At 68.6% G+C, this 19,392-nt stretch carries 20 protein-coding genes; 4 read left to right on the top strand and 16 right to left on the bottom strand.

Translation table 11 applies throughout. The annotated features are described in order from the left end of the window. Positions 1–13: 13 nt before the first annotated feature. The 11 genes from HNR01_RS22075 to HNR01_RS22025 form a co-directional block, all read right to left on the bottom strand. Positions 14–1,585 carry a SpoVR family protein gene (locus tag HNR01_RS22075; protein ID WP_017485418.1) on the bottom strand — a complete coding sequence of 524 codons (1,572 nt, stop codon included), beginning with the start codon at positions 1,583–1,585 and terminating at the stop codon, positions 14–16. Between the two features lie 53 nt (positions 1,586–1,638). Then, positions 1,639–2,937: a YeaH/YhbH family protein gene (locus HNR01_RS22070; RefSeq protein ID WP_017485417.1), complete on the bottom strand. Its 1,299-nt coding sequence runs from the start codon at positions 2,935–2,937 to the stop codon at positions 1,639–1,641. Positions 2,938–3,025: 88 nt separating this feature from the next. Beyond that, the gene (locus HNR01_RS22065; RefSeq protein ID WP_017485416.1) at positions 3,026–4,978 is read right to left on the bottom strand and encodes a PrkA family serine protein kinase; all 1,953 of its coding nucleotides are present in this window, start codon (positions 4,976–4,978) and stop codon (positions 3,026–3,028) included. Between the two features lie 257 nt (positions 4,979–5,235). Beyond that, on the bottom strand, positions 5,236–5,709 hold the full coding sequence (locus HNR01_RS22060) for a 4-aminobutyrate aminotransferase (protein ID WP_153876255.1): 474 nt from the start codon (positions 5,707–5,709) through the stop codon (positions 5,236–5,238). Between the two features lie 149 nt (positions 5,710–5,858). Further along, on the bottom strand, positions 5,859–6,278 hold the full coding sequence (locus HNR01_RS22055; RefSeq protein WP_026105662.1) for a hypothetical protein: 420 nt from the start codon (positions 6,276–6,278) through the stop codon (positions 5,859–5,861). 120 nt (positions 6,279–6,398) lie between these two features. Further along, positions 6,399–6,881 (bottom strand): MerR family transcriptional regulator, encoded by a 483-nt coding sequence (locus HNR01_RS22050; RefSeq protein ID WP_153876256.1) that lies wholly within the window; start codon positions 6,879–6,881, stop codon positions 6,399–6,401. A gap of 68 nt (positions 6,882–6,949) precedes the next feature. After that, entirely contained in the window at positions 6,950–7,276 is a 327-nt protein-coding gene (locus tag HNR01_RS22045; protein WP_183669852.1) for an integration host factor subunit alpha, read from the bottom strand. Between the two features lie 209 nt (positions 7,277–7,485). Further along, positions 7,486–8,466 (bottom strand): beta-ketoacyl-ACP synthase III, encoded by a 981-nt coding sequence (locus HNR01_RS22040; RefSeq protein ID WP_153876257.1) that lies wholly within the window; start codon positions 8,464–8,466, stop codon positions 7,486–7,488. 35 nt (positions 8,467–8,501) lie between these two features. Further along, complete coding sequence (gene plsX, locus HNR01_RS22035; RefSeq protein WP_153876258.1) at positions 8,502–9,572, bottom strand: phosphate acyltransferase PlsX; 1,071 nt, start codon at positions 9,570–9,572, stop codon at positions 8,502–8,504. A gap of 165 nt (positions 9,573–9,737) precedes the next feature. Beyond that, positions 9,738–10,256: a YceD family protein gene (locus HNR01_RS22030; protein WP_017485409.1), complete on the bottom strand. Its 519-nt coding sequence runs from the start codon at positions 10,254–10,256 to the stop codon at positions 9,738–9,740. Further along, positions 10,253–10,813 carry a ubiquinol-cytochrome C chaperone family protein gene (locus HNR01_RS22025; protein WP_183669850.1) on the bottom strand — a complete coding sequence of 187 codons (561 nt, stop codon included), beginning with the start codon at positions 10,811–10,813 and terminating at the stop codon, positions 10,253–10,255. Before HNR01_RS22025 ends, HNR01_RS22030 begins: the two co-directional genes overlap by 4 nt. A 157-nt stretch (positions 10,814–10,970) precedes the next feature. Here HNR01_RS22025 and HNR01_RS22020 point away from each other — a divergent pair, with 157 nt between their 5' ends. Next, complete coding sequence (locus tag HNR01_RS22020) at positions 10,971–11,468, top strand: outer membrane protein assembly factor BamE (protein ID WP_017485407.1); 498 nt, start codon at positions 10,971–10,973, stop codon at positions 11,466–11,468. Here HNR01_RS22020 and HNR01_RS22015 read toward each other — a convergent pair. The 4 genes from HNR01_RS22015 to HNR01_RS22000 all read right to left on the bottom strand — a co-directional run bounded on the left by HNR01_RS22015 (position 11,405) and on the right by HNR01_RS22000 (position 15,619). Then, positions 11,405–12,136 (bottom strand): HAD hydrolase-like protein, encoded by a 732-nt coding sequence (locus HNR01_RS22015; protein WP_183669848.1) that lies wholly within the window; start codon positions 12,134–12,136, stop codon positions 11,405–11,407. The genes HNR01_RS22020 and HNR01_RS22015 overlap by 64 nt on opposite strands. 113 nt (positions 12,137–12,249) lie before the next feature. Next, complete coding sequence (locus tag HNR01_RS22010; RefSeq protein WP_017485405.1) at positions 12,250–13,338, bottom strand: alkene reductase; 1,089 nt, start codon at positions 13,336–13,338, stop codon at positions 12,250–12,252. Between the two features lie 146 nt (positions 13,339–13,484). Beyond that, entirely contained in the window at positions 13,485–13,997 is a 513-nt protein-coding gene (locus HNR01_RS22005) for a GNAT family N-acetyltransferase (protein ID WP_183669846.1), read from the bottom strand. Then, positions 13,994–15,619, bottom strand: coding sequence for a glucan biosynthesis protein G (locus HNR01_RS22000; protein WP_183669844.1), 1,626 nt, complete (start codon positions 15,617–15,619; stop codon positions 13,994–13,996). The genes HNR01_RS22005 and HNR01_RS22000 overlap by 4 nt, the downstream gene beginning before the upstream one ends. Positions 15,620–16,291: 672 nt before the next feature. Here HNR01_RS22000 and HNR01_RS21995 point away from each other — a divergent pair. Together HNR01_RS21995 and HNR01_RS21990 are read left to right on the top strand one after the other, a co-directional pair. After that, positions 16,292–17,458 (top strand): type III PLP-dependent enzyme, encoded by a 1,167-nt coding sequence (locus HNR01_RS21995; protein WP_017485402.1) that lies wholly within the window; start codon positions 16,292–16,294, stop codon positions 17,456–17,458. A gap of 192 nt (positions 17,459–17,650) precedes the next feature. Next, positions 17,651–18,208 carry a GNAT family N-acetyltransferase gene (locus tag HNR01_RS21990; RefSeq protein ID WP_183669842.1) on the top strand — a complete coding sequence of 186 codons (558 nt, stop codon included), beginning with the start codon at positions 17,651–17,653 and terminating at the stop codon, positions 18,206–18,208. Between the two features lie 157 nt (positions 18,209–18,365). On the opposite strand, the gene HNR01_RS21985 is transcribed toward HNR01_RS21990, so the two are convergent. Beyond that, positions 18,366–18,554: a hypothetical protein gene (locus HNR01_RS21985; protein ID WP_183669840.1), complete on the bottom strand. Its 189-nt coding sequence runs from the start codon at positions 18,552–18,554 to the stop codon at positions 18,366–18,368. Positions 18,555–18,832: 278 nt separating this feature from the next. Here HNR01_RS21985 and HNR01_RS21980 point away from each other — a divergent pair. After that, positions 18,833–19,392 (top strand): saccharopine dehydrogenase NADP-binding domain-containing protein (locus HNR01_RS21980; protein ID WP_183669838.1); only part of this gene is annotated, 560 nt, incomplete at its 3' end.

The raw sequence follows: 19,392 nt of genomic DNA, 5'->3' as shown, positions 1-19,392 counted from the left end.
GGCGAGGACGGGCTCAGAAGAAGATCGGCCGCGCGCTCGCGGTGTGCTCGACCAGCACCGCGCCGCTCGCCGGATCGACCTCCTTGAGCACCGCGTCGTAGCCCCACAGATCCGCGAGGTGCTGGAGCACGCGCCGGGCATCCTCCCGCTGCAGGGTGATGCGGTTGAGCGCCTTGTGGTGGAGGATGAGCCGGCGGTCGCCCTCCAGATCAACGTCCACCACCTCGATATCGGGGTCGAGCCAGGCCACGTCGTACTGGCGGGCGAAGGAGCGGCGCATCTTGCGATAGCCGCGCTCGTCGTGGATCGCCTCGACCCGCATCTCGGGCTCGTCGGGATCGTCCACGACGTGGAACAGGCGCATGTCGCGCATCAGCTTCGGCGAGAGGAACTGCGCGATGAAGCTCTCGTCGCGGTAATTCTCCCAGCAGTCGCGCAAGACCGCCATGGCGTCGCCGGTGCCGGCGATGTCGGGGAACCACTCCCGATCCTCTTGGCTTGGCTGCTCGACGATGCGGGCGATGTCCTGCATCATGGCAAAGCCCAGCGCATACGGGTTGTGACCCCCGAAGGAACGGTCGTCGAAGTTCGGCTGGCGGATGACGTTGGTGTGCGAGGTCAGGAACTCGAGATAGGCCGCCTCGCTGAGCTGCCCCTTCTGCGAGAGCGCGTTCATGATGCGGTAGTGGCAATAGGTGGCGCAGCCCTCGTTCATCACCTTGGTCTGGCGCTGCGGGTAGAAGTACTGCGCGACGAGGCGCACGATCCGCAGGATCTCGCGCTGCCAGGGCCGCAGCCGCGGGGCCACCTTCTCCAGGAAGTAGAGGATGTTCTCCTGCGGCAGTTCGAGCAGCGCCCGGCGCCGCTCCAGCGCCGGATCGCCCTTCTGCCCGCCGGCCTTGGCCGGCAGGGTGCGCCAGAGATCGTTGTAGATCTGCTCGCCGTGCTCCTCGCGCTCGCGCTCGCGCCGCTGCTCGCTCGCCAGGTCCGGCCGCTTCTTGCGGGGGTAGCGGTGGACGCCCTGGCTCATCAGGGCGTGGGCCGCGTCGAGCACGTGCTCCACCGCCTGATGGCCGTAGCGCTCCTCGCAGCGGGCGATGTAGCCCTTGGCGAAATCGAGATAGTCGAGGATGCCCTCGGCGTCCGTCCACTGGCGGAACAGGTAGTTGTTCTTGAAGAAGTGGTTGTGGCCGAAGGCGGCGTGGGCGATCACCAGCGTCTGCATCGTCGCCGTGTTCTCCTCCATGACGTAGGAGATGCACGGATCGGAGTTGATGACGATCTCGTAGGCGAGCCCCATCAGGCCGCGGCGGTAGCTCGCCTCCTGCTGGGCAAAGTGCTTGCCGAAGGACCAGTGCTTGTAGAACAGCGGCATGCCGATCGAGGCATAGGCGTCGAGCATCTGCTCGGCGGTGATGATCTCGATCTGGTTCGGATACCACGACAGGCCGAGCTCCGGCCCGGCCACCGCCTCGCAGGCATCGTGGATGCGCCGGATCGTCTCGAAGTCCCAGTCGTTGCCGGAAAACAGCAATTCGCCCGGTGCCGGGGCTGTGGACTTCGTGCGGCTCAGGCTCGCGACCATGTCGGCCCTTCTCTTCGACGCTGTCTCTCCTCCCCTCGCGAGGAGGTTATTCGCTACGCCTCCGCCCGCGCATCCTTGCGGCCGAACAGCTCGCGGAACACGGGATAGATGTCGCGGCGGTGGTTCACCTTGCGCATGGCGAGGGGCTCGCCGGCCTTAGCCAGGGCCTCGTAGGTCCGCCACAGGGTGGTGCGGTGCTCGACGAAGCCGGCGCGCGGACCGTTCTCGTCGCCGACTTCGAGATAGGCGAAGTGCTGGCAGGCGGGCAGGATGTGCGCGCGCAGGAGTTCCGTCGAAGTCGGCCCGTCGGAGGAGACGTTGTCGCCGTCGGACGCCTGGGCCGCATAGATGTTCCAGTCGTCCGGCGAGTAGCGCTCGGCGACGATGCGCTTCATCTCGACGAGCGCCGAAGAGACCAGCGTGCCGCCGGTCTCGCGGGAGCCGAAGAAGGTTTCCTCGTCCACCTCCGTCGCCTTGTCGGTGTGCCGGATGAAGACGATCTCGACGTGCTTGTAGCGGCGCGTCAGGAAGATGTGCAGCAGGATGTAGAAGCGCTTGGCCAGATCCTTCATGTGCTCGGTCATCGAGCCCGAGACGTCCATCAGGCAGAACATCACGGCTTGGGCGATCGGCTTCGGATAGGGCTCGAACCGGCGGAAGCGCAGGTCGATCGGATCGACGTAGGGGATGCGCTTGGAGCGCTCGCGCAGCTCCATCAGCTTCGATGTCAGGTCGGGCAGGCGCGGATCGCCGGCGGCCTCGGCGGCGGCGATCTCGGCCTCCAGGGCCGCCACTTCCTCCAGCTTGGGGCGCTTGAGGGCGATGCGCCGGGACATCGAGTTGCGCAGGGTGCGCGACAGGGCGAGGTTCGCCGGCGAGCCCGAAACCGTGTAGCCGGCCCGGCGCAGCCCTTCCGTCTCCACCACCGCGAGGCGGCGCTTGGCGAGGTCGGGCAGTTCGAGGTCTTCGAGGAAGAGGTCGAGGAACTCCTCCCGCGTCAGGACGAAGTGGAAGGCGTCCTCGCCGTTCTCCGAGCCCTCTCCGCCCTCGCCGGCGCCGCCGCCCCCTCCGCCGCCCGGCGGGCGTTCGATGCGGTCACCCTCCACGTAGGTCTTGTTGCCGGGCAGGATGTAATCCTGATGGCCCGTTCCCGGCTGGCGGGCGAAGCGCGGCTCGCGGACCCCGTCGCCCGGCACGGAGATGCGTCCGTCCTTGCCGAGATCCTTGATGTCCTTCTCGCGGGCGGATTCTCGAACCGCGCGCTGCGCGACGTCCTTGACCCGGCGCAGGAAGCGCTGGCGGTTCGGGAGGCTCTTCCCACCTGGATTGAGCCGTCGGTCGACGATGTGCATCCGGGGTCGCTCAACGCCTAGTCTCACGTCCCTCGTCGAGGGACAAAGGTGCGAAAGTGCGGCGGATGCCGGAGGGCCGAAGCCCTCCTCAACCCGCCTGCTTCACGCGCATGTACCATTCCACCAGCCGCCGAACCTGCCGCTCGGTGTAGCCCCGGTCGGTCATCCGGTCGACGAACTCGCCGTGCTTCTTCTCGGTCTCGCTGTCCTTCTTTGAGCCAAACGAGATTACGGGCAGCAGTTCCTCGACTTGGCTGAACATCCTCCGCTCGATCACCTCGCGGAGTTTTTCGTAAGAGGTCCAGGACGGGTTGCGGCCGCCGTGCTGCGCCCGCGAGCGCAGGGCGAACTTCACCACCTCGTTGCGGAAATCCTTGGGGTTGGCGATGCCGGCCGGCTTCTCGATCTTGGTCAGCTCCTGATTCAGGAGTTCGCGATTGAGGAGCTGGCCGGTCTCGGCGTCCTTGAAGTCCTGATCCTCGATCCAGGCGTCGGCGTAGTCGATGTAGCGATCGAACAGATTCTGCCCGTAATCGTGATACGATTCGAGATAGGCCTTCTGGATCTCGTGGCCGATGAACTCGGCGTAGCGCGGCGCCAACTCGGTCTTGATGAACTCGATGTAGCGCTTCTCGGTCTCCGGCGGCAGCTGTTCGCGCCGGATCGCCTGCTCCAGCACGTACATCAGGTGGACCGGATCGGCCGAGACCTCCGTGGTGTCGTGGTTGAAGGTCGCCGCCAGCACCTTGAAGGCGAATCGGGTCGAGATCCCGTCCATGCCCTCGTCGACGCCGGCGGTGTCCTTGTATTCCTGCATCGAGCGAGCGCGGGGATCGACCTCGCGAAGGCTCTCGCCGTCGTAGACCCGCATCTTCGAGAACAGGTTGGAGTTGGCGTGCTCGCGGAGCCGCGAGAGCACCGAGAAGCGGGCCAGCATCTCCAGCGTGCCCGGGGCGCAGGCCGCCGTGGACAGCTCCGAGCCCGAGATCAGCTTCTCGTAGATGCGCTGCTCCTCCGTCACCCGGAGGCAGTAGGGCACCTTGATGACGTAGATCCGGTCGATGAAGGCTTCGTTGTTCTTGTTGGTCTTGAACGACTGCCACTCGGCCTCGTTCGAGTGCGCCAGGATCACGCCCGTGAAGGGGATCGCGCCGATATTCTCGGTGCCGACATAGTTGCCCTCCTGCGTCGCGGTGAGCAGGGGGTGCAGCATCTTGATCGGCGCCTTGAACATCTCGACGAATTCGAGAACGCCCTGGTTCGCCCGGTTGAGCCCGCCCGAGTAGGAATAGGCGTCCGGATCGGCCTGGGAGAGCGTCTCGAGGCGGCGGATGTCGACCTTGCCGACGAGCGAGGAGATGTCCTGGTTGTTCTCGTCGCCCGGCTCGGTCTTGGCGATGGCGATCTGGCGCAGGCGCGAGGGTCGCACCTTGATCACCTTGAAGCGGGAGATGTCGCCGTCGAACTCGTCGAGGCGCTTGAGGGCCCAGGGGCTCATCAGTCCGGTGAGGCGGCGGCGCGGGATGCCGAAGCGCTCCTCGATCTCCCGGCCCATCGCTTCCGGATCGAACAACCCGAGCGGGCTCTCGAAGACCGGCGAGATCTCGTCGCCCGCCTTGAGCACGTAGATCGGATGGACCTCCATCAGCGCCTTGAGGCGCTCGGCGAGCGACGACTTGCCGCCGCCGACGGGGCCGAGCAGGTAGAGGATCTGCTTGCGCTCCTCCAACCCTTGAGCGGCATGGCGGAAGAACGAGACGATCCGCTCGATCGTCTCTTCCATGCCGTAGAACTCGGCGAAGGCCGGATAGACCCGGATCGTCCGGTTCATGAAGACGCGGCCGAGACGCGCGTCCCGGGCGGTATCCACCATCTCCGGCTGGCCGATCGCATCGAGGATGCGTTCGGCGGCGGAGGCGTACATCAGCGGATTGTCGCGGCACGCCTCGAGATACTCGGAGAGCGTCATCTCCGTGTCGCGGCGCGCTTCATAGCCGCGAGCGAAGCTCTGGAACAGGTCGTTCGTCGAGTGCAGCGGCATTCGAACACCCCCTTCAGGCTGATGACAGCTTCATCCTGTCTCGGGTCGAACGCAACCGACATTGCGGGTTTTGTCGCACCGCCCACAGGAGGCCCGTCCTGCGTGTGAAACGGGACACACTCAGAGCTGGCCGGGATTTAGCGCAAGCTTAACCGACTTCGTATAAGGGAGGGCCGCCCCCGGCCCACGGCCGGAGGCTTCCAGAATCAGCCGAAATTGCTGCGGCGCAGCGTACCCGCGCGCAGGGATCTTCCGGATCAGAGATCGGTGCCGCTCTTCTTCTCGTCCTTGGGCTTGTCGCCCTTGTCGACGGTGATGCGGATGTCGCGTTTCTCGACCTCGCCATCGGCATTCTTGATCTCGACCACGACGCCGTCGGAGCCGGTATAGCCGCTGTTGGGCTGATAGAAGATCGCCTGGACCTCGGCATCCTTGTTGGGACAGCGGTACTTGGCCGGGGTCTTCAGCTTGCCGGCCTTGGTGATGAGCGACCCGGATGTCGGCGGCGTCACCACCTTGATCTCGGGCATCGGGCCGAGCGAGCAATCCTTCTTCAGGTTCGGCACGATGACGAGGCGGGCCTGCTTGCCGGCCGGCACGGTCTCGCTGCGGGTAACGGTGGTCTGCGCGAGGGTCGGTCCGGCAAGGCAGAGCCACGAGGCCGCGATGGCGGCGGCGAGGGCAGCGGGCCGCATCGCGATCGGCTTGGCGGAAGAGGTCGGCAGATCCATCGGCGTTTCCTTGAGCGTCGTCTCGCGAACCGCAGTCCAGCGGCCGGACGATCCGGCCTCCGCGCCGCAGGGCGTAGGCGAAGATGTGGGGAGGTCCCGAGCCCGCGTCGAGGCTTGCCTTCTCGAAACTTGCTGAACCCGACGGCCGATCAGTGCTGCAGCGCGGCCGCGACGGTGCCGGCCACCCGGGCGATCTGCGCCTCGTCGAGCTGACCCGCCAGCGCCTGAGTCAGCGCCCTCTCGACGCGCTCGCGCTCGCCGAGATCGGCGAAGGGCGCGGACGGGATGTCCCCGTCGGCCAGGTCGCAGACCCGGCGGATCGTGTCGGCAGCCTTGAGCAGGGTCTCCCGATCGGCCGGGCCCATGTCCCACAGCGGCGCCCGCAGACGGCTGATGACCCGCCGCGCGTCCCGGTACTCCCGGTCCACCGTGGTCGAGGCCTCGATCTGGCTGACGAGGAACATCAGTTCCAGAACCTCGCTGGCGGCTTCCGGGCAAGCGCGCACGATCCGCATGACGCGGGCGATGAGTTCCTGGGTCGGAGACATCCGGGATCGAGGGGGGGCCATGGCGCCTCAACGCCGATCCGCCGGTAAAGTTCAGCTCCGTTCGATGCGCGAAGGCGCCGCAACGAGCGAAAATCCGCAAGGCCGGCCAATGCCTTGCGCGCAAGCGAGTTACGGGCGGCTTCAGGCCGCGTCGTGACCCGCCTCGTCGAGCCCCGCGAGCAGGGCTCGGCAGGCGCGCAGTTCGGCGAGCGCTCCTTCGAGGGAGCGGCGATCGGCGGCGGCGGCCTCGACGCTCTCCTCGTCCCGGTCGGCGCCGGTCGGCGCGCCGACCTCCACCTCGCCTCGGCCGAGCGCCTGGACGAAACGCACGCCGTTCTCCTTGAGGACGCGCTGCGCCCCGCGGATCGTGTAGCCCTGCCCGTGCAGCAGCCGCCGAACGCCTTTGAGGAGATCGACGTCGTCGGGCCGGTAGTAGCGTCGCCCGCCGGCGCGCTTCATCGGCTTGATCTGGCTGAACCGGCTCTCCCAGAAGCGCAGAACATGCTGGGGCACACCGAGATCCTCGGAGACCTCGGTGATGGTGCGGAAGGCTCCGGGGCTCTTCTCGCCGCGCTCCTCGTCGGCGGTCGATTCGAGAGCGGACGATTCCATCGGCAGTCCCATGATCGGCAGTCCTATGGCAGCGCCTCAAACCGATATGCGCGGAAGCGGACCGGGCCGGTCCGGCCGAATCAATCGTCGTCGTCCGTGTCGAGCCCGTTGACGTGGCCGCCGTTGATGCGCGCCTTGAGCACGTTCGACGGCTTGAATACCATGACCTGCCGCGGCTCGATCTCGACCTCGACGCCGGTCTTCGGGTTGCGGCCGATGCGCTTCCCCTTGGAACGGACGACGAAGGAGCCGAACGAGGACAGCTTCACCGTCTCGCCCGACGACAGGCAGTTGCAGATCTCGCCGAGCACCGTCTCGACCAGGGCGGCCGATTCGGCCCGCGACAGGCCGACCTGCTGGTAAACGGCCTCGCTCAAATCGGCGCGTGTGACCGTCTTGCCCGCCATGCGCTCCCCCTTCCGGCCGAGTTTTTTGCCTCCGCACCGTCCTTTTCAGGACGCCCGGACGCTGGCTCCGCTCAAATGCCGCGCGAGCTCCCCGACAACAGGATCTCGTCGTGTATCTCTATGATCGAACACGCTAATCGGCAGAGGGACGACGGTCAACAGAACCTTGTGGTTGACAGAAAACCCGGGCCCGATCCGGCACGCTTCGCCTACCAGCGGATCAGGGCGGCGCCCCAGGTGAAGCCGCCGCCGATCGCCTCGATCATCACGAGGTCGCCCTCGCGGATGCGCCCGTCGCGGCGGGCGGCGTCCAGCGCGAGGGGAATCGAGGCGGCCGAGGTGTTGCCGTGGCGATCGACGGTGAGCACGACCTTCTCGCGGGCGATGCCGAGCTTGTCGGCCGACGCCTCGATGATGCGTCGGTTGGCCTGATGCGGCACGAACCACGCGAGGTCGTCCGCCGTGGTGCCGGAGGCGCGGAACGCTTCCTCGATCACGTCGGTCACCGAGCCGACAGCGAAGCGGAACACCTCGCGGCCCTCCATCCGCAGCTTGCCGGTGGTGCCGGTCGAGCCGGGGCCGCCATCGACGTAGAGCTTGGCCCGGTGGCGCCCGTCCGAGCGCAGGCAGCTCGACAGGACGCCGCGGTCGGCGTTGGTGCCGTCCCCCTCGCGGGCCTCGAGCACGATGGCGCCCGCTCCGTCACCGAACAGGACGCAGGTGGTGCGATCCTCCCAGTCCAGCAACCGCGAGAAGGTCTCGGCGCCGACGACCAGCGCGCGCCTTGCGCCGCCGGTCGTCAGGAAGCGGTCGGCGGTGGCCACCGCGTAGACGAAGCCGGCGCAGACCGCCTGGAGATCGAAGGCGAAGCCGCCCTCAATCCCGAGCGCCGCCTGGATCTGGGTGGCGGTCGAGGGGAAGGTGTGGTCGGGCGTCGAGGTCGCGCAGATCACGAGGTCGATATCGGCGGGCGAGAGCCCGGCCTCGTCGAGTGCCGCCAGCGCCGCGCGGGTGCCGAGCACCGACGTCGTTTCGTCCGGACGCGCGATGTGGCGCTGGCGGATGCCGGTTCGCTGGACGATCCACTCGTCGGAGGTCTCGATCCCGCGCTCGGCGAGGTCTGTGTTCGTGACGACGGTGTCGGGCAGGTACGCCCCGCAACCGACCACGACGGAGCGCCGATGCGCCATCAGATCCGACCCTTTTCTCAACGTCCGTGCCGGGCTCACTTCTGTGCCACGCTGGCATCGAGCCCGACGCTCACGCCGGCGGCGACCGACGGCGTCTGTTCCAGCATGTCGCGAATCGTCCGCATCAGGTCGTAGCGCGCCATGTCGTGGGCAAGATCGACCGCCGCCGCGAAGCCCTGCGCATTCTCCGAGCCGTGGCTCTTGATGACGATGCCCTCGAGCCCGAGGAACACGCCGCCATTGGCCCGGCTCGGATTCATCTTCTCGCGCAGGGCCGCGAAGGCTTGGCGCGCGAACAGGTAGCCGATCTTGGCCGAGAGCGTCCGCCCCATCGCCGCCTTGAGGTAGGAGGCGATCTGCTTGGCCGTGCCCTCCGCCGTCTTCAGGGCGATGTTGCCGGTGAAGCCCTCCGTCACCACCACGTCGGTGGTGCCGCGGCCGAGGTCGGTGCCCTCGACGAAGCCGTGATAGGTGAAGTTGGCCGGCTCCGCCTCGCGCAGCAGGCGGGCGGCCTCCTTGACGGCCTCGTTGCCCTTCATCTCCTCGGTGCCGACATTGAGCAGGCCCACCGTCGGCCGCTCGACGTCGAGGACGATGCGTGCCATGGCCGAGCCCATCACCGCCATCTCGACCAGATGCTCGGCATCCGTGCCGATGGTGGCGCCGACATCGAGCACCACGCTCTCGCCGCGCACCGTCGGCCACAGGCAGGCGATGGCCGGGCGCTCGATGCCGGCCATGGTCTTCAGGCAGATCTTCGACATCGCCATCAGGGCGCCGGTATTGCCGGCGGAGACCGCGGCCTGGGCCTCGCCGTCCCGCACCGCCTGGATCGCCCGCCACATCGAGGATTTGCCCCGGCCCTGGCGCACCGCCTGGCTCGGCTTGTCGTCCATGGCAACGGCGACGGTGGTGTGGCGGATCTCGACGGCGCCCTTCAGGCGCGGCTCGGCCTCGACGAGGGGACGCACCACCGCCTCGTCGCCGAACAGGATGAAGTGAAGCTCGGGGTGCCGATCGCGGGCGATGGCCGCGCCGGGCACGACGGTCGTGGGGCCGTGATCGCCGCCCATGGCGTCGAGCGAGATGCAAACGCGGTTCGACATGGTTCCTTCGGGACGCCGCGGGGAGAGCCGGCGGGCAGCGAGCGTGAGGGGGCGTCGGTGGCCCCGGAATCGGCGGCGCAAAATAGCGGCAGCGCCCCGCCGGGCAAACGAAAACTCAACTTTTTGTCACGCGGGTGTCGGCGAGAGGGCCGACAGGCCCGCCGGTCACCCCTTGTCCTGGCCGAGCTTGGCCCGCAGGGCGGCGAGGTCGGAGAAGGGCAGCGGCTCCTCGCCGACCGTGACCGGCTCGAAGGCGACGCCGGGCTTGCGCGGATAGGGGTCGATGCCCAGCGCCAGGAACTCGGCGGTCAGAACGCCGAAATCGACGCGCCCGTTCACGATCGGGTCGGGCAGGTCGACATCCTCGGCCTCGGTGCCCTCCAGGATGTCGGCATTGGTGAACTCGACCTCGACCGGCTCGGACACCTTCGCCTCGAACGGCTCCAGGGTCACCGTGCAGACCTGCGTCACCACCGCCTCGACTTTGCCCTCCGCCCGCAGCCGTGTCAGCGAGCCGCTCAAGGAAAAGCGGCCGACGAGGTCGCGGATGGCGGGGATCTTGAAGTCGCGCGCCAGCGCCTCGCACTCGGCCGGGCTGGCCTCGACGACGATCTCGGCGCGGTCCTTGGGCAGGCGCTCCACGTTGACGGAGCGGGAGAGCGGCCCCTCGGCCTTCGGCGTCATCGATGGTCTCCTGAAGTGCCGGCCTCGCCCGCCGGCTCGGGGAAGTCCGGTCCCTCCGCCAGCAATCCGTCGAGATCCTGGGAGGAGAGCGCCGAGGCGGCGGCCTCCACATAGGCGGCGAGCGGGACGGCCGCTTCCGGCCCGGCCCCGTCGAGGGCGTTGCGGGCGAGGGCTTCGGCCAGCGCGGTCCGGTCGCCCGCATCGAGCGCCGCGCCGTAGGCTCCGGCCCGCGCGTAGAAGGAGGCGCCGAGCTTCTTGATGCGCTTCGGGACGCCCATGTCGCCGATGCCGAGCTCGCGCAGCGAGGCATCGAGCTGCATGAAGACGGAATCGACCAGATCCTGCGCCACGTCCGCGGCCGGCGGCGGCAACTGGCCGAGGCGGCGCAGCACGAGGATGACGTGCAGGCTCAGAGCCTCGAACCGGCCCTCGACGGTGTCGGGCACGCCGAGCGCCGTGTAGAGGCCGGGCTGGCGCGCAGCCTCGCCGATCCTTCGGTGCAGCGCCCGGATGGTGCGGCGGCGCCGTTCGGCGCGGCGGAACAGGCCCGCTAGCATGCGGTCCACCGGATCGGCCGGCGCTGTGGCCGAGCTTGCCTTGTCAAAGCCATATCCCCGCGGTACGGCAACCGCGGACCAGGGTGCAAGTCCGAAGACGCGCGAGTTCAAACGCGCCGCGGATGCAGGCCCTATTGGCAGGAAATCAGGGGGGCCGATGTCGCGCCGTCTCGTCTCGTCGCTTGCCCGCGCGGCCGTTCTCGGCTCCGTCGCGATCGGCGTATCAGGCTGCATCGGCGAGGAGATCCGCCACGGCTATCAGATCGATCAGGCCGCCTTGGCCACGGTGAAGCCGGGCATGGGCGCCGAGCAGGTGCTGCAGATCCTCGGCACGCCGTCCACCGTCTCCACGGTCGGCAACAAGTCCTGGTACTACATCAGCCAGAACACCCGCCGCACGGTGATGTTCCTCGGCGAGCAGGTCGAGGACCAGAAGGTCACGGCGATCTATTTCAACCAGGGCATGAAGGTGGAGCGCGTGGCGCTCTACGGCCTGCAGGATGGGCGCGTGTTCGACTTCATCGAGCGCAAGACCCCGGCCAGCGGCGCCGACCGTGCCTTCATCAGCCAGCTCTTCCGCGGCCTGACCCGCTACGAGCCGTTCGGCAGCGGTGCCGGCGCCTCGGTGGTCCCCGGCGCACGCGCGGGGCAGTAAGAGCGTCCGATCGGGTCCGCGAGGGCGCGGGCGATCGCGCCCGGTTCGGTGAACAGATAGGCCGGCCTCATGCCGGCCAGGGCCTCGGGGCTGTTGTAGCCCCAGGCCACCGCGGCGAAGGCGCAACCGGCCCGCACCGCCGCCTCGGCGTCCCGAATCTCGTCACCGACCGCCAGCATCGCCGCCGGGTCGACGCCCTCGGCCCGCGCGACCGCGCGCAGATGCCGCGCCTTTCCGAACAGCGCCGCCCCGCAATCGTAGCGGCGGATCAGCCCGGCCGATGCGCCGAGCGCCCGGCGGACATTCGCCTCGCTGTTCGAGCTGACGACGGCCAGCGAAAATTCCGCGGCGGCGAGGTCGGCCAGCATCTCCGGCACGCCGGGAAACAGCCGCACCCGCGAAGCCTCGCGGGCTGCGAGCGCGCGCATGTGACGGGCGATCAGGGGAACCTTCCAGGCCGGGATGCCGAGATCCTTCAGGATCGCCCGCGCGCTCAGGCCCCGCAGCCGCTCGGTCTCGCCCGCCTCGACCCGGCGGAAGCGGTAGCGTGCGGCCACGTCGTTGAGGTTGGCGCAGAACCAAGGGAAGGTGTCGGCGAGCGTCCCGTCGAAGTCGAAGGCGACGAGGCGGTAGGGGGCGGTGGCTGCCGCCGATATCGTGACGCTCACGGGATGACCCTCACGGGACCGGCCTCCGGACGGACGAAGGCGGCCCCGCTCCCGCGAGACCGCCTCCTCGATTTCGATCGATGCCGAGCCGGCCCGAGGACCGGCCCCGCGCCTCACGCCGCCTTTTGGGACAGCGTCGGGTAATCGACGTAGCCTTCGGGCCCCTGGCTGTACCAAGTCTTCATGTCGTCCTTGGCGAAGGGCAGGCCCCGGGCGATGCGCTCGACCAAGTCGGGATTGGCGATATAGGGCCGGCCGAAGGCGATGGCGTCCGCCTCGCCCGAGGCCACGGCCCGCTTGGCGCGCTCGGCGTCGTAGTCGCAGTTGAGGATCACCGGACCGCCGAAGCGCTCCTTGATCACGGGCGCCACCGGCGGCACGGTCGCCTTGCCGAAGGTGCCGTCCGGGCCCGGCTCGCGCATCTCGATGAAGGCGAGGCCGACGCGCTCCATCATCTCGGCGGCCAGCCCGAAGACCTCGTGCGGGTTCGAATCGTCCACGCCCTGGATTGGGCCGTTGGGCGAGAAGCGGATGCCGGTGCGGTCCGCACCGACGACGCCGGCCACCGCCTGCGCGACCTTGGTCACCAGCCGCACCCGGTTCTCGGGCGAGCCGCCGTAGCGGTCGCTGCGCTTGTTGCTGCCGTCGCGGATGAATTCGTCGAGCAGGTAGCCGTTCGCAGCGTGGATCTGCACACCGTCGAAGCCCGCCGCGACGGCGTTCCGCGCGGCCCGCTCGTAATCGGCGATGAGGCGGGGGATCTCGTCCTCACGCAGCGCGCGGGCCTGGCTGTAGGGCTTCTTGCCGTCGTAGGTGTGCGCCTGGTCCGGGGCCGTGGCGACCGAGGGCGCGACCGGCGGCTCGCCGCCGAGGAAGTCGGAATGGACGAGGTAGCCCATGTGCCAGAGCTGGCAGACGATGCGCCCGCCCGCGTCGTGGACGGCCTTCACCACCGGCTTCCACGCCTCGGTCTGCTCGTCGGACCAGATTCCCGGCGCGTAGGGCCAACCGAGGCCCTCCTGGCTGATCCCGGTGGCCTCGGAGATGATGAGGCCGGCCGTGGCGCGCTGGGCATAATACTCGGCCATCACCGGCGTCGGGACATGGGTTCGCGTGCCGCGGGCACGGGTCAGCGGGGCCATGAGGATGCGGTTCGGCAGCTTCAACGCGCCGAGCGTGATCGGGTCGAACAGTGAGGGCATTCGAGACTCTGTCTGGAGGGAGCAGCCCTGGGAAGCGCGGCATCGCCGGCGCGAGAGCGGCCTTCGGATGGGCTGAACCTTGTATCCGGCCCGCCGGTTCGCCAGTGCGCTGGCGCACCTGCGCTGCGACGCACGCGGCCCGGGCCCTAACCCTCGGACAGCGCCATCTCGTAGCACCACGCCTCCATGCCGTCCTCGTAATAGTCCGGCTTCGTCCCGGTGCGTGCATAGCCGCCCCGCTCGTAGAGCCGGATGCCGCCGCCGTTGTCGGCGCGCACTTCGAGGCGCAGCCGCTGACAGCCATGGGCACGGGCATCGCGTTCCGCCGCCTCCAGCAGCCGGCGGCCGAGGCCGAGGCCGGTGCGGGCGGGGGCGACGGCGAGGGAGGAGAGCCGGGCGACGCGACTCGTGCGCCGCCGCTCGATGGTGGCGGCGCCGACGAGGATCTCGGCCTCGCCGCCCTCCGCCGGCTCCCGCACGACCGCGACGAGGAGTGTCATGCTGGCCGAGCGGATCGCGTGGCGGATCGCCCTCCGCTCGGCCCGATCGGTGGTGAAGGCGGCGTGTTCGAGGGCGAGCAGCGCGTCGAGGTCGGCCAGGCAGGCAGGCCGGATCTCCACCGGCTGCCGCGCGGCGCTGCGCTCGCTGCGGGTGCTCACGCCACGCTCCAAGGATAGGACCAGGTCTCGGTCAGCGCCTGATCACCCCTCTTCAGATAGGCCCGCAAATCGGCGGTTCCCGCTCCTTCGAGTCGCACGTCGAGGGCAACGCGATAGCCGCCGATATGGGGATTGGGCACGATCGAGGTCGCGGTGATGCGGCCCGCACTCGCGCTGGCGACGATTTCGGGCGGCGCGGCGTCGCCGAGACTTTTGCCCAGCTCCCCGCCTCCGAAGTCGATCAGGAAGCGCCGGCTGCGCAGGGCATGGGCATCCGCAGCCCGTCGCGCGGCGCCGCTCGCGGCCGGCTCGGCGATGAAGGTGTTCATCACCGTGCCGTTCGGGTGGAGATCCTCGCCGGTATGCGCACTGATGGTGTAGGCGAGCCGCACCGGCTTGCCCGCGGGATAGGGCTGCCTCGGTCGCCAGAAGGCGACGATGTTGTCGGCGGTCTCGTTGTCGGTCGGCAGCTCCATCAGCACGACACTGCCCTCGCCCCAGGCTCCGTCCGGCTCGACGAAGTAGCCGGGACGCCGCTCGTAGCCGGCTTCCAGATCCTGGTAGCTGGCAAAGGCGCGGTCGCGCTGCATCAGCCCGAAGCCCTTCGGGTCGCGGTCGAGAAAGGTCGAGATCCGCCGGCCCTGAGGATTGTCGAGAGGCCGCCACAGCCACTCGCCGGAACCGGTGGCGATCTGGAGCCCGTCCGAATCGTGCAGCTCCGGTCGGTAATCGTCGCTGTGGCCGCGGTCGGTCTCGCCGATGAAGAACATCGAGGTCAGCGGCGCGATGCCGACCGAGGACAGCTCCTGTCGCGGATAGAGCGTGGCGCTCACCCGGACCGTCGTGTTTCGACCCGGCTCGACCGTGAAGCGATAGGCGCCGGCGATCGAGGGGCTGTCGAGGAGAGCGTGGATCGTCAGCGCCTTCGCATCCGCGGGCGGGACTTCGACGAAGAAGGCGCGGAAGAACGGAAACTCCTCCTTGTCGCCCTCCGTACCGATCGCCAGACCGCGGGCGGAGAGGCCGTAGAGCTGATCCTGCCCGAGAAAGCGGAAGTAGCTGGCACCGACGAAGACGATCAGCTCGTCGAGACGGTCGGGCCGATTGAGCGGCGCGTGGATCCGGATGCCGGCAAAGTTCAAGTCGCTCGGCAGCGGCCCCTCGACCCGCGTGCGGCCGAAATCGAACAGGGCCGGATCGTACTTGACCGGCGTGCTGATCCCGTCGCGCACGAGATTCACCGCGACGGGCCGCGGGTACAGGAAGCCGCGGTGGAACAGTTGCAGACGGAAAGGGCCGCCGGACTCGCCGAGGAAGGCATGGTCCTTCCGGAAGCGGATGTCGCGATAGGCATCGTAGTCGAGACCGGCGAGCGGCGCCGGCAGGGGTGGAAAGCTGCCATCGAACGGCTGCGCGGCGAGTGCCTGGGCCCGGCGCTCGACCGCGGCGGCGTCGAAGGGAAAACTCCTGAGTTCGTCCTGCGCGAGAGCTGCGGCCGGCAGGGACGCGGCGAGACCGGCGGCGGCCAGTCCCGACATCATGTCCCGGCGCGAGGGCGCGCCCATCGGTGCCGTCGCGTCGTTGGGGTCGATACCGGAGTGATGGCCTTTTGCGCGGATCATGTCCCCATCCCGAAATGCCCCGGCTCAATGGCTGCTTCAGCTAGGCTTGGGAAGGGGTCGTGCGGTCCGGCGCGAGGGCGTACTGCGTCTTCCGCGCCACAATCCCGCTCTTCATCCGCCAATCCCCGAAATCCGCAGCGGGGATCGGCTTTTTCCCTTGTGATCGGGGACACCCGGCCGTATATCGCCCCTGCCCAATTTCGCACGTGCCTGTGGCCGCGTGCCGGTTGGTGGGCATCCGGTCAACTGCCGGACAGCCGCCAGGGGTCTTAAAGGATCGATGGTCGTAAAGGGTGGATCCCTACGGCCGGCATCCGGGTGGCGACACCAGACCCTAACAACAACCGGCAGCCGGAGGCGAAACCGGCGAACCCCGCTCTCCACGGGGGACGCAGCTTAAAGCAACGACGAACGGGCTTTTTTGGTCTCGTCGGCTCCTCCAAAGGCCGACACCGAAGAGGCTTGTTTATCCTTGCCCGGCGTGCGGTTGGGGTTCCCCCATCCAATCCACGGCAGCTTCCGGGTGCTCTGCGCCCGCTGACCGGTTCGCGTCTCCAAAGCGCGAAGCGGAAGCGATGCATCGCCCCCTGACGCCGACGGCCCGTATCCGGGTCGTCTCGATTCGATCTCGCGCCCGACGATGGCGCCTCGAACCTGTGGTGGGGACGACCTATGACCGATCGCATCCGCGATTACCTGCGCGCGCGCCGTGACCTCGGCCGGGACGAAGGTCCGGTGATGGTTCTCGACCTTGATGTCGTGCGCGACAACTACACGGCGTTCGCCCGTGCGCTCCCCGATACCCGCGTGTTCTACGCCGTGAAGGCGAACCCGGCGGCGGAAGTGCTGCGCCTGCTCGCCGAGATGGGCTCCTGCTTCGACACCGCATCCGTCGCCGAGATCGAGATGGCGCTCGCCGCCGGCGCCACGGCGGAGCGCGTCTCCTTCGGCAACACCATCAAGAAGGAGCGCGACGTCGTCCGCGCACTCAAGCTCGGCATCCGCCTCTTCGCCGTCGATTGTCAGGCCGAGGTCGAGAAGATTTTCCGCGCCGCCGGCGAGGCGGGCGTCGAGACCGGTGACGTGCAGGTCTTCTGTCGCATCCTCTGCGACGGTGCCGGCGCCGACTGGCCGCTCTCGCGCAAGTTCGGCTGCGAGCCGGAGATGGCGGTGAACGTGCTGGAGCACGCCCACCGGCACGGCCTGCACGCCTACGGCGTCTCCTTCCACGTCGGCTCGCAGCAGGCCAACACGGAAGCCTGGGACGGGGCGCTCGCCTCGGCCTCCGAGATCTTCCGGGAATGCGCGCTTCGCGGCATCGGCCTGTCGATGGTCAACCTCGGCGGCGGCTTCCCGACCAAGTACCTCAAGCAGGTGCCGGGCGTGGAGAGCTACGGCGATGCGATCTTCCGCGCGCTGACCAAGCATTTCGGCAACCGGATCCCGGAGACGATCATCGAGCCGGGCCGCGGCATGGTCGGCAATGCCGGCATGATCGAGGCCGAGGTCGTGCTCGTCTCCAAGAAGTCGGAGGCCGAGGACGAGGTGCGCTGGGTCTATCTCGACATCGGCAAGTTCGGCGGCCTCGCCGAGACCATGGACGAGTCGATCCGCTACGCGATCCGCACCGACCACGACGAGGACCGTATGAGCCCTTGCGTCGTCGCCGGCCCCACCTGCGACTCGGTCGACGTGCTCTACGAGAAGAACCACTACCCGCTGCCGGTCTCCCTCTCGATCGGTGACAAGGTGTGGATCGAGGGCGCGGGCGCCTACACTACGACCTACGCTGCGGTGGCCTTCAACGGCTTCCCGCCGCTCGAGCAGATCGTGATCTGACCGGCCGCGCGCCGGGCGCCCCAACATCGCGCGGGGCGCCCGGCCCGGTCAGGCTTCGTTCACGCCTTTCCCGCCAGAACAGCCGCGCGTCCCATGGGACGCGCTCTCGACGTGTCCCGGACGGCCTGCCCTCGCGGCAGGTGCGAGGGCTGTTTCTTCCCGCTTGTCAGCGACCTTGGGGAGGGTACGGCCATGATCCAGATCCGCGATGAGATCGCTGCCGACGCCGCGGCCCGCGAGCACCTGCTCGACGCCTGCTTCGGTCCGAGCCGCTTCCTGAAGACCTCGCAGCGCCTGCGCGAGGGACGCCTGCCGTCGCGTGGGCTGGCCCTCTCGGCCGTGCGGGACGACGTGCTCGTCGGCACCGTGCGGCTGTGGGATGTCGAGACCGGCTGCGGTCGCGCGGCCCTGCTGCTCGGTCCGCTCGCGGTCGATCCGGCGCTTCAGGGCGTCGGCCTTGGCGGAACGCTGATGCGCGCGGCCTTGGCCCGGGCAGCGGATCTCGGCCACGGCGCCGTGCTGCTGGTGGGCGATGCGCCCTACTACGCCCGCTTCGGCTTCGCGCAGGCGAAGGCGGATGCCCTCTACATGCCCGGCCCGTTCGAGCGCGAGCGCTTCCTCGGGCTGGAGTTGCGCGCCGACGCCCTGGAAGGCGCGGAAGGCGTGCTGCGGGCGACCGGGGCATTCGAGGTGCTGCCGGAGGCCGCGGCCGAGGCCGCCGCGGTGGCTGCGCGACGACACGCCGCCTGAACCGGGGGCGGAGCACGGCGTCCGCTTCACGTTCACGTCATTGGATGGCGGCTGAACCGGGATACCGGCGAACCCTTCCGGGCGGCAGCGGATCCCGGCCCTGCATGTCGTGCCTTGCTCCGTCGGCGGCGGGAGACGTCGCCGCGGCGTCCCAGCCTCAGCGGTGGCCGGGCCACGCCGTCGCGGAGAAGGATAGACGACTGGCGCTCTCGTGGAAGGCGCGGGCCTGCCCAGCGGCCGTGCGGCCGGCTCGAACGAGAGCGGAAAGGAGTGTGATGATGCCCGGATCGCGGCCGATCGCCTCGACTTCCGGATGGATGGACGGTGCGGTGAGGACGGTCAGCATGGCTCAAATCCCTTGTGCGTGCTGTCTGCCCTTGGAGCGCCTCTCCCTTGTTGCACTGCAATATATGCTATCTCGCCGCATCTGGCTTCCGCGGCTGTCCGGCCGCAGCCCTGCATTAACCTCATAGCTGAAGACCGCGACCTTCACGCTTCTGCAATATTCTCGTGATCGTGCCGGTTGACCCCGGGGCGCCGAACCGTCATCCGCTCGTCATTTCCAAGCATCAAAGCACGCCGCTCGTGTTCCGAGCGCAAGCCCTGAGAAGGAGTGTCCGCGCCATGTCCGATGGTCCGCAGAAGGATTGGCCTGTCCACGGCCGCATCACCGGCCCGATCGTGATGATCGGCTTCGGTTCGATCGGGCGGGGAACCCTGCCCCTGATCGAGCGGCATTTCGAGTACGACAAGAGCCGCTTCACGGTCATCGACCCCGTCGACGCCCACAAGGATCTCGCCGACAAGCACGGCCTGCGCTTCGAGAAGGTGGCGCTGACCAAGGAGAACTACCGCGACGTCCTCACGCCGCTGCTGACCGAGGGCGGTGGCCAGGGCTTCTGCGTGAACCTCTCCGTCGATACCTCCTCGCGCGACATCCTCGAACTCTGCCGCGAACTCGGCGCCCTCTACATCGACACGGTGGCCGAGCCCTGGGCCGGCTTCTACTTCGACAAGGACCTGAGCCAGGCCGACCGCACCAACTACGCCCTGCGCGAGAACATCCTCGCCGCCCGCCGCGCCGCCCCCGGCGGCCCGACGGCGGTGTCGTGCTGCGGGGCCAATCCCGGCATGGTGTCGTGGTTCGTCAAGCAGGCGCTGCTGAACATCGCCCGGGATACCGG

The sequence above is a fragment of the Methylorubrum rhodesianum genome (assembly GCF_014199985.1).
GTDB classification, from domain to species: domain Bacteria; phylum Pseudomonadota; class Alphaproteobacteria; order Rhizobiales; family Beijerinckiaceae; genus Methylobacterium; species Methylobacterium rhodesianum.
Note: the sequence above shows the minus strand (reverse complement) of the source record. Positions and strands in the feature narration are given on the sequence as shown.